Genomic DNA, 14,412 nt, shown 5'->3' with positions numbered 1-14,412 from the left:
CGAGAGTCAGGCCGGAGCGCGGAAGAGCTCGAAGGTCGTACGCCGCCGCTCCTCGAACCCGAGGCCGAGGTAGACCGAGATGGCGCCGGTGTTGGCGACCGAGGCGTGCATCAGGGCGCGCGCACCGCGGGCGTGGATGTCGGCGGTGACGGCTCGGACGAGGCGGCCGGCGAGGCCGCGGCCACGGGCCTCGGGGGCGGTGCAGACGGCGCTGATCTCGATCCAGCCGCCCGGGTGCATCCGCTGACCGGCCATCGCGACGAGGTGGCCCTCGTGGCGCAGCCCCAGATACGTACCCATCGTGTGGGTCGACTTCTCGAACGGTCCGGGCTCGGTGCGAGCGACGAGGTCGAGCATCTCGGGCACGTCGGCGGCGCCGAGCACGACCGCTTCGGGATCGGGTGCCGCGGCGACCCGAGCAGTCTCGACGAGCTGGACCCCTTCGCCGCCTCCGACCAGCTCCCAGCCCTCGCCGCAGACACCGGCGGCACCGGTGATCAGCGCGGTGCCGCCGGGGCCGACGGCCGCGGCCAGGTCGCGCCATGCCTGAGCCGAACCCGGGTCGGAGACCGCGGCGAACGGCGAGACGTCGGGCCGGTAGCGACGAGCGAGCCCCGTGCCCTCGGCGAGCGAGGCGTGCGCACCGGTCAGCGAGTGCCAGACCGGGTTGTCGAGGACATCGTCGAGAAGAAGATCTGGCTGCGAGACGGACACCTCAGGATTTTCCCACCACCCCATCAGGCACGGTTAACCCTTTTCGACAGGTGGATCCGATAATGGAGGAGTGCCTTCCGCTCTGCCTCCCGGCGATCCCGCCCCCACCGACGGGTCGCTCCCGGCCGACTCGCTGAGCACGCTGGGGGAGAAGGGCCTGGGCTTCTACGTCCACGTCCCGTTCTGCACGGTCCGGTGCGGCTACTGCGACTTCAACACCTACACCGCGATCGAGCTCGGCGAAGGCGTGAGCAGGCAGACGTACGCCGACCAGGCCATCGAGGAGGTCAGGCTGGCGCGCCGGGTGCTCGGTGAGCGTGACAAGCACGTGGACACCGTCTTCTTCGGCGGCGGCACCCCGACGCTCCTGCCGGCGCAAGACCTCACCGGCATCCTCCGGGCGATCAAGGACGAGTTCGGCCTCGCCGACGACGTCGAGGTGACGACCGAGGCCAACCCCGACTCCGTCGACCTCGACTACCTGCGCGCGCTGCGCGAGGGCGGCTTCACCCGGCTCAGCTTCGGCATGCAGTCCGCGGTCCCGCACGTGCTGCACACCCTCGACCGCACCCACGACCCCGAGCGGGTCCCGCTGGTCGTGGAGTGGGCCCGCGAGGCGGGCTTCGAGCAGGTCTCCCTCGACCTCATCTACGGCACCCCGGGCGAGTCGATCGACGACTGGCGCACCAGCCTCGACACCGCACTCGCCAGCAACCCCGACCACATCTCGGCCTACTCGCTCATCGTCGAGGACGGCACCGCTCTGGCCCGACGGGTCCGACGGGGCGAGCTCGAGATGCCCGACGAGGACGACCTGGCCGACAAGTACGAGCTGGCCGACGCCACCCTCCGAAAGCACGGCCTGACCTGGTACGAGGTCTCCAACTGGGCGACCGAGGAGAGCCAGCGCTGCCGCCACAACATGCTCTACTGGCAGGGCGGCGACTGGTGGGGTGTCGGCCCCGGCGCCCACAGCCACGTCGGCGGCACCCGGTGGTGGAACGTCAAGCACCCCAAGGCGTACGCGGACCGCATCGGTGCCAAGCAGAGCCCCGCCCACGCCCGCGAGGTCCTCGCCGAGGAGGACCGGAGGGTCGAACGCGTCCTCCTCGAGCTCCGCCTGGCCGACGGCCTCCCGTCGGACGCCCTCGACGACGGCGGCCGGGCCGCCCTCCCCGAGCAGGTACGCCGCGGCCTGGTCACCGTCGACGGCGACACGATCGTGCTCACCGACACCGGAAGACTCCTCGCCGACGCGGTGGTCCGAGACCTGCTCCCCTGATCAGCCCTGAGAAGCCCTGAGGCTGGGACCTTGGTCCTGACCGAAGGATCAGGGGTGATCCTGATTGGTAAAGAGCCTCCGACAGGGGAGAGTGGAGCCATGGCAACCACAACCCTTTCCCGTCCTCAGAACGACAAATGGATCGCCGGCGTCTGCGGCGGCCTCGGCCAGCGTTTCGGCATCAACTCGAACCTGATCCGGCTGGCCTTCGTCCTCTCCTGCCTGCTTCCCGGACCGCAGGTGGTGGTCTACCTCGTGCTGTGGATCATCATGCCCAAGAAGTCGTCCTACTGATCCTCACCACCTCCCACCTCGGCGAGACACCTCGGCGAGAAACCGGCGTCGAGGTGGGTTAAATGTGGTGTCGTTGCGCACCATGCAGGTCATTGCAGCGAGCCTGATCGCGATCCTCGGAACACTCCTCGGGTCCGGCGCCACGTACGTCATCCAGCGAAGCACCGCCCGCCAGCAGCAGCTCCTCGCCCGGACCGAGAAGCTGCGTCAGGAGCGGGTAGACGCGTGCGCCTCCTATGCGAGCGCGCTCCTCGAGCTGCGGACCAGCCGCATGGACCGCTATCACGCGGTGGCCGCGGACCGGGAGGACCGCGAGCACGCGCGGCGCCGTTCCTACGAGGTCCGCGCGATCGCGCAGGGCGCCAGGATGAGGGTGCGGCTCCTCATCCCGGACCCCACGCTCATCGCCCTCGCCGACGAGGCGATCGAGGCAGCGCTGGCCATCAAGCCCCAGGAGCCCCACAAGGACTTCCTGGAGCGGATCGAGGCGTCCCAGGAAGCGGTCGACCGGTTCATCGACGCCTGCCGGGAGAGCGTCGCGCTGGAGTGATGCAGCCTCAGACCGGCTCGGTGACGAAGTCGATCAGCTCCTCGACCCGCCCGAGCAGCTCGGGCTCGAGGTCGCCGAAGGAGTTCACGCGGCCGAGGATGTGCTTCCAGGCGCGGGCGATGTCGGCCTGGTCGCGGTGGGGCCAGCCCATGTGCTGGCAGATGCCCTTCTTCCACTCGATCGACCGCGGCACGTTCGGCCAGGCCTCCAGCCCGAGCCGGGCCGGCTTGACCGCCTGCCACACGTCGATGAACGGATGACCGACGATCAGCACGTGCTGACCGACGGCGGAGCGCCGGATCGACTCCGCGATCCGGGCCTCCTTCGAGCCTTTGACCAGGTGGTCGACGAGCACCCCGACCCGCCGCTCGCGGCTGGGCCGGAAGTCGACCAGGTGGTCGGCGAGGTCGTCGACACCGCCCAGGTATTCGACGACGACGCCCTCGATCCGCAGGTCGTCGCCCCAGATCTTCTCGACCAGCTCGGCGTCGTGCCGCCCCTCGACGAAGATCCGCGACTCGCGCGCGACCCTCGCCTTGGCATCGGAGACGGCCACCGAGCCGGAGGCGGTGCGGGTCGGCTTCGCCGGTGCCGCGCGGGTCACCGGGGGAGTGAGGATGACCGGCTTGCCCTCGAGCCAGAAGCCGGGACCGAGCGGGAACGTACGCCGCTTCCCGTGCCGGTCCTCCAGGGTCAGCGTGTGCAGGTCGCGGTCGATCCGCACGATCTCGCCGACGAAGTCGGTCTCGACCTCCTCGACCACCGCGCCCAGCTCGGCGGGCGTCTCGACGGCGCGCCCGTGCTTGGGCTTCTTCCAGTCGCCGGCGAGGACATCGGAGCCGTAGCGATCGCTCATCCGGAGAAGGTTAGTGGAGTCAGCAGCGAGAACCGGTCAGCACGCGCCCGAGCTGCTCGAGAACCTCGTCCGGGGTAGCCGCGGTCTCCGGGAACCGGAAGGTCACGTGGTGGCCGCCGTCGAGGGTGATCCAGGAGACGTCGACGCTCTCCGCGGTGAGGCGGGAGAGGCGTACGCCCACGATGTGGCGCGGCCGGAGCCCGAGCCGCGCCGAGAGCGAACGGCACAGGTCGGCCTGGTGCTCGTCGTTGGCGTGGGCCGCGATGCGGACCAGCAGATCGTCGGCGATCATAGGACTCTCCAGTGGGGGCGAAAGCGGTGAAACCATGGCTCTAAGGTCAGCCTAACCTAAGGCTATCTCGATAGCGAGAGAAGTAATCCGTGCCACAGAACGGAGCGGCCACCGGAAACTGGTTCCTGTGATACGAACCGGTAGGATTGGCACTCGCACGGAATGAGTGCCAGGCAGCCAGGGCGATAGGAGCGCAGATGCAGAACGAACGCAGGCTCTCCGTCCTCCGGGCGATCGTCGAGGACTACGTGAAGACCGAGGAGCCGGTCGGCTCCAAGGCGCTGGTGGAGCGTCACGGCCTCGGCGTCTCGCCCGCGACGGTACGCAACGACATGGCCGCGCTGGAGGAGGAGGGCTACATCACCGCTCCCCACACCAGCGCCGGACGGGTGCCCACCGACAAGGGCTACCGGCTCTTCGTCGACCGGCTGACCACGGTCAAGCCGATGACCGCGGCCGAGAAGCGGGCGATCGCCGGATTCCTCGACGGCGCGGTCGACCTCGACGACGTCGTCACCCGCTCGACCCGGCTGCTCTCCCAGCTGACCCGCCAGGTCGCGGTGGTGCAGTACCCGACGCTGAGCCGCTCGACCGTCCGCCACGTCGAGCTGGTCTCGCTGGCCCCGACCAGGCTCCTCCTCGTCCTCATCCTCAGCACCGGTCGCGTCGAGCAGCGGCTGCTCGAGGTGACCGAGGAGGTCTCCGAGGAGACCCTGGCCACGCTGCGCACGCAGATCAACTCGGCGGTCGCCGGCGTCGTCATCGCCGAGGCCGGCGAGGCGCTGCGCACGATCGCCCACCCGGCCGGCCAGTCCGACGACGCCCCGCGGGACCCGCTCGCGTCCGCGGTGGCGGAGGCCCTGATCGAGGCGATGAACGACCACCGTTCCGACGAGCGGATCTCCATCGGCGGCACCAGCAACCTGGCCCGTTTCGGCGACAGCTTCGACACCGCCGTACGCCCGCTGCTGGAGGCCCTCGAGGAGCACGTCGTCCTGCTGAAGCTGATGGGCGAGGCGACCGCGGGCGGGCTGGTGACGGTGCGGATCGGTGCCGAGGGCCCCTACCAGGAGCTCTCCCAGACCAGCGTGGTCGCGACCGGCTACGGACCTGGCGACGAGGCGCTGGCCACGCTCGGCGTGGTCGGGCCGACCCGGATGGACTACCCCGGATCCATGGCAGCGGTGCGTGCGGTCGCGCGCTACCTCTCCCGGATCCTCGACGAGGCTTGAGCAGCAGACTCGATTCAAGGAAGATCAGCGAACTTCGATGGCAGGAATTACGTTGGACCCCTATGAGCTCCTCGGTGTCGACAAGGACGCCGACGACGCAACGATCAAGAAGGCGTACCGGAAGCTGGCGCGCCAGTACCACCCTGACGTCAACCCCGACGCGGAGTCGCAGGAGAAGTTCAAGGAGATCTCCCACGCCTACGAGGTGCTGAGCGACCCGCAGAAGCGGGCTGCGTACGACCGCGGCGGCGACCCGTTCGGCGGCGGCTTCGGTGCGCAGGGTGCCGGCTTCTCGTTCACCGACATCATGGACGCGTTCTTCGGCGGTGCCGGTGCCGGCACCGGCGGCGCCGGGCGCGGCCCCCGTCCCCGCGTACGCCGCGGGCAGGACGCCCTCATCCGGCTCGACATCGACCTGGCCGAGGCCGCCTTCGGCGTCACCCGCGACCTGAAGGTCGACACCGCGGTCGTCTGCGACACCTGCGGCGGCGAGGGTGCCGCCGAGGGCTCCCACCCGGTCCCGTGCGAGACCTGCCACGGTCAGGGCGAGGTCGCGGTCGTGCAGCGCTCCTTCCTGGGCGAGATCCGCACGCTGCGCCCGTGCTCGGCGTGCAACGGCTTCGGCACCGTCATCCCCGACCCGTGCCGCGACTGCAGCGGCGAGGGCCGGGTCCGCTCCCACCGCACCCTGACCGTCAAGATCCCGCCGGGCGTCGACGACGGCACCCGGGTGCAGCTCGCCGAGCAGGGCGAGATCGGCCCCGGTGGCGGCCCCGCCGGCGACCTCTACGTCGAGATCCACGTCGCCAAGCACGCCACCTTCACCCGCCGTGGCAACGACCTGCACTGCACCGCGAAGGTGCCGATGACCGCGGCCGCGCTCGGCACCACGCTCAACCTGCCGACGCTCGAGGCCGACCTCGTCGGTGACGGTGCCGACCAGATCGACCCCGAGGACGCCTCGATCCAGATCGACCTCAAGCCCGGCACCCAGTCCGGCACCGACCACGTCCTGCGCGGCCGTGGCGTGCCCGGCCTCCGGGGCGGTCGCGGCGACCTGATCGTGACCATCAACGTGGAGACCCCGACCAAGCTCGACCTCGAGCAGGAGGCGCTGCTGCGCCAGCTCGCGGAGATGCGCGGTGAGGAGTCCGTCCAGGGCCAGCTGAAGGCGGCCCACAAGGGCGGCGTCTTCTCCTGGTTCAAGGACACCCTGAACGGGCACTGAGACAGGCATACTGAGTCATGACCCTTCCCGTTCACCTCGTCGAGTCCCTCGCCGGCACCCGTGTCGGCGACGCCGTCGAGGTGAGCGGTGACGAGGGCCATCACGCAGTCGTCGTACGCCGCCTCCGGGTCGGCGAGGAGGTCGTGCTCACCGACGGCGCCGGCGAGGGCGTCACCGGCACGATCACCCAGACCACGAAGAAGTCGATGACCGTACGCGTCGACGAGATCATCATCGGCGACGCACCGCCCGAGCCCTCGCTGACGGTGGTCCAGGCACTGCCCAAGGGCGACCGGGGCGAGCTCGCCGTCGAGATGGTCACCGAGATCGGCGCCGCCCGCATCGTCCCGTGGGCCGCGGCCCGCTCGGTCGCCGTCTGGAAGGGCGAGCGGGCGGTCAAGTCGCTCGCCCGGTGGCGCGCCACCGCCCGCGAGGCCGCCAAGCAGTCCCGCCGGCTGTGGCACCCCGAGGTCGAGCCGCTGGCCACCACCGACGCGGTCGTGGCGATGATCGAGGCGGCCGACGTCGCCGTAGTCCTCCACGAGGAGGGCACCCTCCCGCTGGGTGCGGTGCCGGTCATCGACGAGGGTTCGATCCTCGTCGTGGTCGGCCCCGAGGGCGGCCTGACGGTGGACGAGATCGCCCTGTTCGAGAAGGCCGGCGCCACCACCATCCGCCTCGGCGGCGAGGTCCTGCGCACCTCCACCGCCGGCGTCGCGGCCTGCGCCGCCCTGCTGGCCCGCACCCGTCGCTGGGACTGACCTCCCGCTGCCCGGCGTGGTGGGTTCGTCCTTCGGGGGCGGCGAGTGAGTATGGAGGCATGAGCACATGTACTCGTCCGGCGGGTCTCGTCATCGCTCTCGCGCTCTGCGGCGTGCTGGCCGCCGGGTGCGGCGAGGAGGATGCCGTCGCCGAGGATCCGGAGACCTCGGCCCAGCCGTCCGAGCAGCCGTCGACGCTGCCACGCACCGCCGGGCTGATCACGCTCGCGACCCCGGCCGAGGGCGAGACGGTGTCGGGCAGCTTCGAGGCCTCGGGCAAGGCCAACTCTCCCGAGGCCAACGTGCCCTGGGAGATCCGTGACACCACCGGCGAGACGGTGCTCGAGGGTCACGCGACCGCGGAGGGCTGGATGGACAAGCTCTACCCGTGGACCACGACGGTCGACGTCTCCGAGCTCGAGCCCGGGACCTACCTCTTCATCGCCCGCACCGACGACACCTCCGACGGCGAGGGGAAGCCTTCGGAGGAAGTCGGTGCCCGGATCACCGTCGAATAGGACATCATCGCTACCGTGATCCTCACCGAACGGCAGCTCAACCGGACCCTCCTGCTCCGCCAGCACCTGCTGTCGCGGGCCTCGCTCACGCCGGCCGAGATGATCGAGCACCTGATCGGCCTGCAGGCGCAGGACCAGCTGCCGCCGTTCCTGGCGCTGGCCGCCCGGCTGGAGTCGTTCGACCCCTTCACCGTCAGCGCCCAGCTCGAGTCGAGCGCGCTCGTCCGGCTCTCCACGCTGCGCTCGACGATCCACATGCACACCGCCGCCGACGCCGCGCTGATCCGGGCCTGGACCCAGCCGGTCCACGACTTCTACACCCAGCGGATCGAGATCGTCCGTCCGGCGGCGCAGCTGGAGGGCTTCGCGGCGGCGGTCGAGGACGTACTCGCTCTCGGCGCGCTGCCCAACGCCGCCCTGGAGACCGGGCTGGTCGAGCACTACCCGGGCATCCCGTCCAAGGCCCTGGGCCTGCGGGCGCGCAACGAGCTGCCGCTGGTCCAGCTGCCGCCGCGGGGCCTGTGGAAGGGCTCGGGCGGCCTCGTCTACGACCTGCTGCCTCGCTGGACCGGTGTGCCCCCGGTGGTCGCGGACGACGTGGTCCCGGACCTGGCGCCCGGGATCGTACGCCGCTACCTGCTCGCCTTCGGGCCCGCGACCGCCGCCGACATCACCGCGTGGTCCTCGTTGACGCGCCTGGGCCCGGTGGTCAAGCGGATCGAGGGCCTGGTGACCTACCGCGACGAGGCCGGCAAGACCCTCTACGACGTGCCGGACGCTCCGCTCGCCACCGGCGAGGAGCATGCTCCGGTGCGACTGCTGGGGAAGTTCGACAACGTCTGGCTCTCCCACGCCAACCGCGAGCGGATCACCGCCGGGGGGACCCGGAAGGAGTGGGGGTTCGGGGGCGGCGGCTCGGTCATCATCGCCGGCGGCCACCTCATCGGCCTGTGGAAGCCGGTGGACGGCAAGGTGGAGGTCCTCAAGCTGCTGCGCGACCTCACCCCCGACGAGCGCGACGAGCTCGCCGAGGAGACCGTACGCGTCGAGTCGCTGCTCGCGAGCTGACGCGGAACTATCCAGTAGGAGTCGGGCGGACGGCCCGCGTAGCATGGAGGCACCAGCCTCATGACCAGAAAGGGCCCGCTCCGGGCATCCATGACCGATCGACACCCAAGTCCGCAACCGATCGATACCGCTACGACCGCTCCGGTCGTCTCGGGCTCCGCTACGACCAAGCACACCGTGGTCGTTCCGAACAGCGTCGACATGGTGACCGTCCTCGGCCCGGCCGATGAGCACCTCGGGATCATCGAGGCCCACTTCGACGCCGACGTGCACGTACGCGGCAACCGGATCACCCTCCACGGCGCCCCGAGCGAGATCGCGATGATCGAGCGGGTCCTGGAGGAGCTGGTCCAGATCATCCGCACCGGCCAGGGCGTGAGCGGCGAGACCGTCGAGCGTGTGATCAGCATGCTCCGGGCCGACACCACCGAGAAGCCGGCCGACGTGCTGAGCCTCAACATCCTCTCCAACCGTGGCCGCAGCATCCGCCCCAAGACGCTCAACCAGAAGCGCTACGTCGACGCGATCGACAAGCACACGATCACCTTCGGCATCGGCCCGGCGGGCACCGGAAAGACCTACCTCGCGGTCGCCAAGGCGGTCCAGGCACTGCAGTCCAAGCAGGTCAACCGAATCATCCTGAGCCGTCCCGCGGTCGAGGCCGGCGAGAAGCTCGGCTTCCTGCCCGGCACCCTGACCGAGAAGATCGACCCCTACCTGCGCCCGCTCTACGACGCGCTGCACGACATGATGGACCCGGAGATGATCCCGAAGCTGATGGCCTCGGGCACCATCGAGGTCGCCCCGCTCGCGTTCCTCCGTGGACGCAGCCTCAACGACTCCTTCATCATCCTCGACGAGGCGCAGAACACCACGCCCGAGCAGATGAAGATGTTCCTGACCCGGCTCGGCTTCGGCTCCAAGATCGTGGTCACCGGTGACGCCACCCAGACCGACCTGCCCTCGGGGCAGAAGTCTGGTCTGCGGGTCGTCGAGGGCATCCTCGAGGACGTCAAGGACATCAGCTTCAACAACCTGACCAGCCACGACGTCGTCCGACACCGGCTGGTCGCCAAGATCGTCGCCGCCTACGAGGAGCACGACGTACGCAGCCAGACGCGGGCCTCGGGAGAGAAGCGATGAGCACCGAGATCATCAACGAGTCCGAGCAGGAGATCGACGTCGAGCACGTCGCCAAGCTCGCTCGCTTCCTGCTCGAGCAGCTGCGCGTGCACCCGCAGGCCGACCTCCGGATCAAGTTCGGCGACGAGGCCACGATCACCGAGCTCAACGAGCGCTACTTCGACACCGAGGGCCCGACCGACGTGCTCTCGTTCCCCGGCGACGAGCTCCTTCCCGGCCGCCTCGACGAGGAGCCGGAGGAGGGCGACCTGGGCGATATCATCATCGCCCCGACGATCGCGGCCAAGCAGGGCGAGGCGGCCGGTCACGGCACCGTGGCCGAGATCGAGCTGCTGACCACCCACGGCATCCTCCACCTGCTCGGCTACGACCATGTGGACCCCGACGAGCACGCCGAGATGTTCGGGCTGCAGGCCAAGCTGCTCAAGGCCTGGGGCTCCTCGGCCACCGCACCCGAGTAGGAGCACGAACCAACACCCATGGACGATGCGAGGCTGCTGATCGCAGCCGCAGTTCTGGTCCTGATCGCCGGCATCTTCTCGGCTGCCGACGCGGCGCTCAGCGCCTTCTCCCGCGCCCGTGCCGCGGAGCTCGTCTCCGAGGGCCGCGCCGGCGCCAAGCGCCTGGTCGCGGTGGTCGGTGACCCCGCCCGCTACCTCAACACCGTGCTGCTGCTGCGGCTGCTGTGCGAGATCGGGGCCACGGTGCTGGCCGCGCTGTGGGCCTACGACCTCTACCAGGGCCGCTGGTGGCCGACGGTGCTCACCACGACCGCGGCGATGACCGTGGTCTCCTTCGTCGTCATCGGCGTCGGGCCGCGCACGCTGGGGCGCCAGCACCACGAGGGCATCGCGCTGGCGGTCGCCGGCCCGATCGGCGTGATCGCCACCGTCCTGGGCCCGATCCCGAGCCTGCTGATCATGCTCGGTAACGCCCTCACCCCCGGCAAGGGCTTCCGCAAGGGGCCGTTCTCGACGGAGACCGAGCTGCGCGAGCTGGTCGACATCGCCGAGGCCAGCGACCTGATCGAGGCCGACGAGCGCCGGATGATCCACTCGGTCTTCGAGCTCGGCGACACCCGTGCCCGCGAGGTGATGGTGCCCCGCGGCGACATCGTCTTCCTGGAGCGCCGCAAGACCCTGCGCCAGGCGCTGTCACTGTTCCTGCGCTCGGGCTACTCCCGGATGCCGGTGATCGACGAGAGCCTCGACGACATCATCGGGATGGTCTATCTCAAGGACGTCGTCGCCCGGGACTTCGAGGCGCCCGAGGTCGAGACGACTCAGCGGGTCGAGTCGCTGATGCGGCAGCCGACCTGGGTGCCCGACTCCAAGCCGGTCGACGAGCTGCTCGCCGAGATGCAGCAGCACCGGCAGCACATCGCGGTCGTCGTCGACGAGTACGGCGGCACCGCCGGCCTGATCACCATCGAGGACATCCTCGAGGAGATCGTCGGCGAGATCACCGACGAGTACGACGTCGAGGACCGCGAGCCCCTCCACCTCGGCGACGGCTCCTGGCGGGTGCCCTCCCGCTTCCTGGTCAGCGACCTCGAGGAGCTGATCGGGTTCCCCGTCGAGGAGGACGACGTCGACTCCGTACGCGGCCTGATGGCCAAGCACCTCGGCCTGGTGCCGATCCCCGGCTCCGAGGTCGAGGCGCACGGACTCTGCTTCGTGGCCGAGGAGGCTGCGGGCCGGCGCAACCGGATCGGTACCGTACGCATCAGCGCCGTCGTCCCGGACGAGCCCGAGGCCGACGACGAGGACGAGCACAGCGAGAAGACGGACCGGACGAAGCCGGAGCGGTCCAAGGCGGACCGATCCAGGTCGGACCGGGTGAAGACGGACAGGACGAAAGAGGCCCATGCCTGAGCAGAGTGAGCTGTCGGCGGAGGACCGCAAGCTGGTGACCCTGGCCCGCGCGACGCGCGCCCGCACCGGTGCGGCCGAAGGAGCAGCCGTACGCGACCTCGACGGCCGCACCTACGCGGCCGCCACCGTGGACCTGCCATCGCTCCAGGTCTCCGCGGTCGGCGTCTGCGTGGCGATGGCGGTGGCCTCCGGCTCCAAGGGCCTCGAGGCCGTCGTCGTGCTCGGCGAGGCCGATGCGCCCGCGGCGAACGACCTGGCGGCCGTGAAGGAGTTCGCCGGTGAGGACGTCCCGGTCCTCCTCGGCGACCCGCGCGGCACGCTGGTCACCTCTGCGCGGTCATAGGCCCGAGCCGGTGCGGCGCGCGGTGAGGGCCGCGTGCAGCAGCGGCAGGTCCTCGGCGCGGGTCGCGTCCAGGCCGGTCAGCTCGGTCACCCGGCGGATCCGGTTGTCGACCGTGTTGGGATGGACGTGCAGCGTCGAGGCGGTCCGGCGGCGGTTGAGCCCGCTCGCGAGGAAGACCTGCAGGGTCTCGCCGAGATCGTCGTGGCCGTCGAGCGGGTCGAGCAACGTCGCGAGCAGGTCCCGGCCGGCGCCGGCCCGTGACAGCTGGTGCTCGAGCACCACGTCGACCAGCCGGTAGAGCCCGGGCGGCCTGCCCAGCCGCAGCGCGACCTCGAGGACCTCGCGGGAGAGCCGTGCCGCCTCCGGGACCTCGGACGGTGTCGCGACGGCGACACCGACGTGGATGTCGGCCCCGGCGGCCCGGCGTACGTCGCCCAGGATCCGTTCCAGGCGCACGATGTCCGCCGACGAGCTCTCCCCGGGGGCCGTCGCGATCGGGATCAGCGCCTGGCCGCCGTCGGTGGCCGGGATCCAGAGCACCGTCTCGCGGTAGTGCCTGCTCAGCTCCTCGTGGATGCGCCGCAGCTTCCAGCGCGCGGCCACGAGCGGGTCGATGCCCGGGTCCGACTCGTCGGGGTGGGCGCCGGCCGCCAGCGTGGCGACCAGGTAGGAGGCGGGCAGCGTCATCCCGGCACGGCCGGCCGCCTCGTGGATGTCGCCACCCTCCACCAGGGTGTTGACCAGGAGCGTTCGCGAGGCCGCCTGCTCGGCCAGCGCGGTCCTGGTGTGCTGGGCGTACCCGGCCGCCACCGCGACCGCGATGTGCTCGAGGAAGCCCATCGCGATGCGCAGGACGGCGTGCACCGTCTCCACGTCCTCGGGTCGCGCACCGGCGAGCGCCGTGTCCGCGCAGACCCGCACTCCGCGGTGGTAGGCGGCGACCACCATCTCGAACGGCACGCCCTCCTCGGCACGGCGTGCGGCCGACTCGGCCAGGTCCGCCAGCGCCGCGTCGTCCGGCCGTCCGTCGGTGTCGAGCGCCGTCACGAAGAGCCGGAGGGCGCGGACGACGACCCGGCGTACGTCTCCCTGGAGCAGCTCCGTCGGCAGGCGGGCGTAGACGGGCAGCTCCGCCCGGAGGACGCCGAGCACCTCGTCGGTGAGCTCCGGGATCCGGGTCGAGAGGATCTGGGTGACCTCGTGGCCGCCGATGAGCCAGCTGCTGGAACCTGTCACAAGGCCATCGTGGCAGATGCCGGGCGTCCCCACCCTGCGCTGTGATTCGTCACAGCCGACGCCGGGAAACTCTGGCTCCGCTCCCATCTCCGAGCACCGGCGTGGTGCCCCAGCATCGTGGGGACGGCTCTTCGGCCGCGACGACGATCTGGGAGGAAGAGATGAGACGGTACGTACGACGTGGTGCGGCCCTGCTGGGAGCGGGAGCGGCGGCGGTCGCCCTGGTCATCGGGCCGGGTGGAGCGGGGCCGGCCTCGGCGGCCGGCTCGGTGAAGATGGTCGCCCTCGGTGACTCCTCGGCAGCGGGTCCGCTCGTGGGCACCCAGAACAGCCTGGACTGCCTGCGCTCGACCACGAACTGGCCGGCCGTCGCCGCGCGGGCGATCGGTGCGCAGCTGACCGACGTGACCTGCTCGGGCGCGACCACCGCCGACCTGACCGGGCGCCGGTTCGGCTACATCGCCCCGCAGCTCGACGCGGTCACCGCCGACACCGACATCGTCACGTTGGCGATCGGCGCCAACGACATCAACATGGGCGGCACCGTGATCGGCTGCACCCAGCCGTTGCCCGAGCCCCTCGGAGTCTCGTGCAAGTCGTGGATGACGGCGGGCGGTGACACCACCGACGCCCAGCTCGCGGCCGTTCAGCCGAAGATCGTCGACGCAGTCAACCGGATCCACACGCGGGCGCCCGGTGCCACGGTCCACCTGGTCGGCTACCTGCGCTACTGGGACGCGACCGGCTGCTACCCGACCGACCCGATCTGGACCGTCGACGCCCAGTGGCTGCAGTCCGTCTTCGACCGGACCAACGCGATGATCAGGCGGGCCGCGACGGAGAGCGGAGCGACCTACATCGACATCGCCACGCCGAGCACGGGCCACGGCGTCTGCGCCCCCTACGCGAGCAAGTGGGTCGAGGGTCTCATCCCGACCAGCGCCGCCGCTCCGTACCACCCCAACCAGAGCGGCATGGACGCCGCCGGAGCCGTCGTCGCCTCGGCGATCGCCCCGTAGGT

General features: G+C 70.6%; 17 protein-coding genes. 13 read left to right on the top strand and 4 right to left on the bottom strand.

Annotated elements, in window-relative coordinates; genetic code table 11:
* Nucleotides 1-6: 6 nt before the first annotated feature.
* Entirely contained in the window at nt 7-714 is a 708-nt protein-coding gene (locus ACWZJV_RS06315; RefSeq protein ID WP_457180628.1) for a GNAT family N-acetyltransferase, read from the bottom strand.
* Between the two features lie 70 nt (nt 715-784).
* Here ACWZJV_RS06315 and hemW point away from each other — a divergent pair, with 70 nt between their 5' ends.
* The 3 genes from hemW to ACWZJV_RS06300 all read left to right on the top strand — a co-directional run bounded on the left by hemW (nt 785) and on the right by ACWZJV_RS06300 (nt 2,840).
* Nucleotides 785-1,996 carry a radical SAM family heme chaperone HemW gene (hemW, locus tag ACWZJV_RS06310; RefSeq protein ID WP_457180627.1) on the top strand — a complete coding sequence of 404 codons (1,212 nt, stop codon included), beginning with the start codon at nt 785-787 and terminating at the stop codon, nt 1,994-1,996.
* Nucleotides 1,997-2,095: 99 nt separating this feature from the next.
* On the top strand, nt 2,096-2,290 hold the full coding sequence (locus ACWZJV_RS06305; protein ID WP_040757357.1) for a PspC domain-containing protein: 195 nt from the start codon (nt 2,096-2,098) through the stop codon (nt 2,288-2,290).
* A 67-nt stretch (nt 2,291-2,357) separates the two neighbouring features.
* On the top strand, nt 2,358-2,840 hold the full coding sequence (locus tag ACWZJV_RS06300; protein WP_008363748.1) for a hypothetical protein: 483 nt from the start codon (nt 2,358-2,360) through the stop codon (nt 2,838-2,840).
* Nucleotides 2,841-2,847: 7 nt separating this feature from the next.
* On the opposite strand, the gene ACWZJV_RS06295 is transcribed toward ACWZJV_RS06300, so the two are convergent.
* Together ACWZJV_RS06295 and ACWZJV_RS06290 are read right to left on the bottom strand one after the other, a co-directional pair.
* Complete coding sequence (locus ACWZJV_RS06295) at nt 2,848-3,696, bottom strand: DUF3097 domain-containing protein (protein WP_457180626.1); 849 nt, start codon at nt 3,694-3,696, stop codon at nt 2,848-2,850.
* 19 nt (nt 3,697-3,715) lie between these two features.
* Nucleotides 3,716-3,988, bottom strand: coding sequence for a hypothetical protein (locus ACWZJV_RS06290; RefSeq protein WP_457180625.1), 273 nt, complete (start codon nt 3,986-3,988; stop codon nt 3,716-3,718).
* A gap of 197 nt (nt 3,989-4,185) precedes the next feature.
* On the opposite strand from ACWZJV_RS06290, the gene hrcA reads away from it, so the two are divergent.
* The 9 genes from hrcA (at nt 4,186) to ACWZJV_RS06245 (ending at nt 12,155) form a co-directional block, all read left to right on the top strand.
* On the top strand, nt 4,186-5,220 hold the full coding sequence (gene hrcA / locus ACWZJV_RS06285) for a heat-inducible transcriptional repressor HrcA (RefSeq protein WP_008363751.1): 1,035 nt from the start codon (nt 4,186-4,188) through the stop codon (nt 5,218-5,220).
* A gap of 46 nt (nt 5,221-5,266) precedes the next feature.
* Nucleotides 5,267-6,448 carry a molecular chaperone DnaJ gene (dnaJ, locus tag ACWZJV_RS06280; protein ID WP_307785738.1) on the top strand — a complete coding sequence of 394 codons (1,182 nt, stop codon included), beginning with the start codon at nt 5,267-5,269 and terminating at the stop codon, nt 6,446-6,448.
* Nucleotides 6,449-6,465: 17 nt separating this feature from the next.
* Nucleotides 6,466-7,209: a 16S rRNA (uracil(1498)-N(3))-methyltransferase gene (locus tag ACWZJV_RS06275; RefSeq protein ID WP_008363755.1), complete on the top strand. Its 744-nt coding sequence runs from the start codon at nt 6,466-6,468 to the stop codon at nt 7,207-7,209.
* Nucleotides 7,210-7,268: 59 nt separating this feature from the next.
* Entirely contained in the window at nt 7,269-7,727 is a 459-nt protein-coding gene (locus ACWZJV_RS06270) for a Gmad2 immunoglobulin-like domain-containing protein (protein WP_457180624.1), read from the top strand.
* A gap of 15 nt (nt 7,728-7,742) precedes the next feature.
* Entirely contained in the window at nt 7,743-8,795 is a 1,053-nt protein-coding gene (locus ACWZJV_RS06265; protein WP_457180623.1) for a winged helix DNA-binding domain-containing protein, read from the top strand.
* A 201-nt stretch (nt 8,796-8,996) separates the two neighbouring features.
* A complete protein-coding gene (locus ACWZJV_RS06260; RefSeq protein ID WP_231380797.1) occupies nt 8,997-9,938 on the top strand; it encodes a PhoH family protein in 942 nt (313 codons plus the stop codon).
* Complete coding sequence (gene ybeY, locus ACWZJV_RS06255; protein WP_008363762.1) at nt 9,935-10,399, top strand: rRNA maturation RNase YbeY; 465 nt, start codon at nt 9,935-9,937, stop codon at nt 10,397-10,399. Before ACWZJV_RS06260 ends, ybeY begins: the two co-directional genes overlap by 4 nt.
* An 18-nt stretch (nt 10,400-10,417) precedes the next feature.
* The gene (locus ACWZJV_RS06250; RefSeq protein WP_196873329.1) at nt 10,418-11,812 is read left to right on the top strand and encodes a hemolysin family protein; all 1,395 of its coding nucleotides are present in this window, start codon (nt 10,418-10,420) and stop codon (nt 11,810-11,812) included.
* A complete protein-coding gene (locus ACWZJV_RS06245; protein WP_457180622.1) occupies nt 11,805-12,155 on the top strand; it encodes a cytidine deaminase in 351 nt (116 codons plus the stop codon). Before ACWZJV_RS06250 ends, ACWZJV_RS06245 begins: the two co-directional genes overlap by 8 nt.
* Here the strand turns inward: ACWZJV_RS06245 and ACWZJV_RS06240 are convergent.
* Complete coding sequence (locus tag ACWZJV_RS06240) at nt 12,150-13,391, bottom strand: PucR family transcriptional regulator (protein ID WP_457180621.1); 1,242 nt, start codon at nt 13,389-13,391, stop codon at nt 12,150-12,152. The two genes, ACWZJV_RS06245 and ACWZJV_RS06240, sit on opposite strands and share 6 nt — an antisense overlap.
* A gap of 161 nt (nt 13,392-13,552) precedes the next feature.
* On the opposite strand from ACWZJV_RS06240, the gene ACWZJV_RS06235 reads away from it, so the two are divergent.
* Nucleotides 13,553-14,410, top strand: coding sequence for an SGNH/GDSL hydrolase family protein (locus ACWZJV_RS06235; protein WP_457180620.1), 858 nt, complete (start codon nt 13,553-13,555; stop codon nt 14,408-14,410).
* Nucleotides 14,411-14,412 lie beyond the last annotated feature (2 nt).

The organism is Nocardioides sp. WG-D5 (genome assembly GCF_054031175.1).
Note: the sequence above shows the minus strand (reverse complement) of the source record. Positions and strands in the feature narration are given on the sequence as shown.

What these genes read in the sequence shown, in the direction of transcription:
- ACWZJV_RS06305 (WP_040757357.1), top strand. Translation starts at nt 2,096, where the DNA reads ATGGCAACCACAACCCTTTCCCGTCCTCAGAACGACAAATGGATCGCC.
- ACWZJV_RS06295 (WP_457180626.1), bottom strand. Translation starts at nt 3,696, where the DNA reads ATGAGCGATCGCTACGGCTCCGATGTCCTCGCCGGCGACTGGAAGAAG.
- ACWZJV_RS06290 (WP_457180625.1), bottom strand. Translation starts at nt 3,988, where the DNA reads ATGATCGCCGACGATCTGCTGGTCCGCATCGCGGCCCACGCCAACGAC.
- hrcA (WP_008363751.1), top strand. Translation starts at nt 4,186, where the DNA reads ATGCAGAACGAACGCAGGCTCTCCGTCCTCCGGGCGATCGTCGAGGAC.
- ACWZJV_RS06275 (WP_008363755.1), top strand. Translation starts at nt 6,466, where the DNA reads ATGACCCTTCCCGTTCACCTCGTCGAGTCCCTCGCCGGCACCCGTGTC.
- ACWZJV_RS06270 (WP_457180624.1), top strand. Translation starts at nt 7,269, where the DNA reads ATGAGCACATGTACTCGTCCGGCGGGTCTCGTCATCGCTCTCGCGCTC.
- ACWZJV_RS06260 (WP_231380797.1), top strand. Translation starts at nt 8,997, where the DNA reads ATGGTGACCGTCCTCGGCCCGGCCGATGAGCACCTCGGGATCATCGAG.
- ybeY (WP_008363762.1), top strand. Translation starts at nt 9,935, where the DNA reads ATGAGCACCGAGATCATCAACGAGTCCGAGCAGGAGATCGACGTCGAG.
- ACWZJV_RS06250 (WP_196873329.1), top strand. Translation starts at nt 10,418, where the DNA reads ATGGACGATGCGAGGCTGCTGATCGCAGCCGCAGTTCTGGTCCTGATC.
- ACWZJV_RS06245 (WP_457180622.1), top strand. Translation starts at nt 11,805, where the DNA reads ATGCCTGAGCAGAGTGAGCTGTCGGCGGAGGACCGCAAGCTGGTGACC.
- ACWZJV_RS06235 (WP_457180620.1), top strand. Translation starts at nt 13,553, where the DNA reads ATGAGACGGTACGTACGACGTGGTGCGGCCCTGCTGGGAGCGGGAGCG.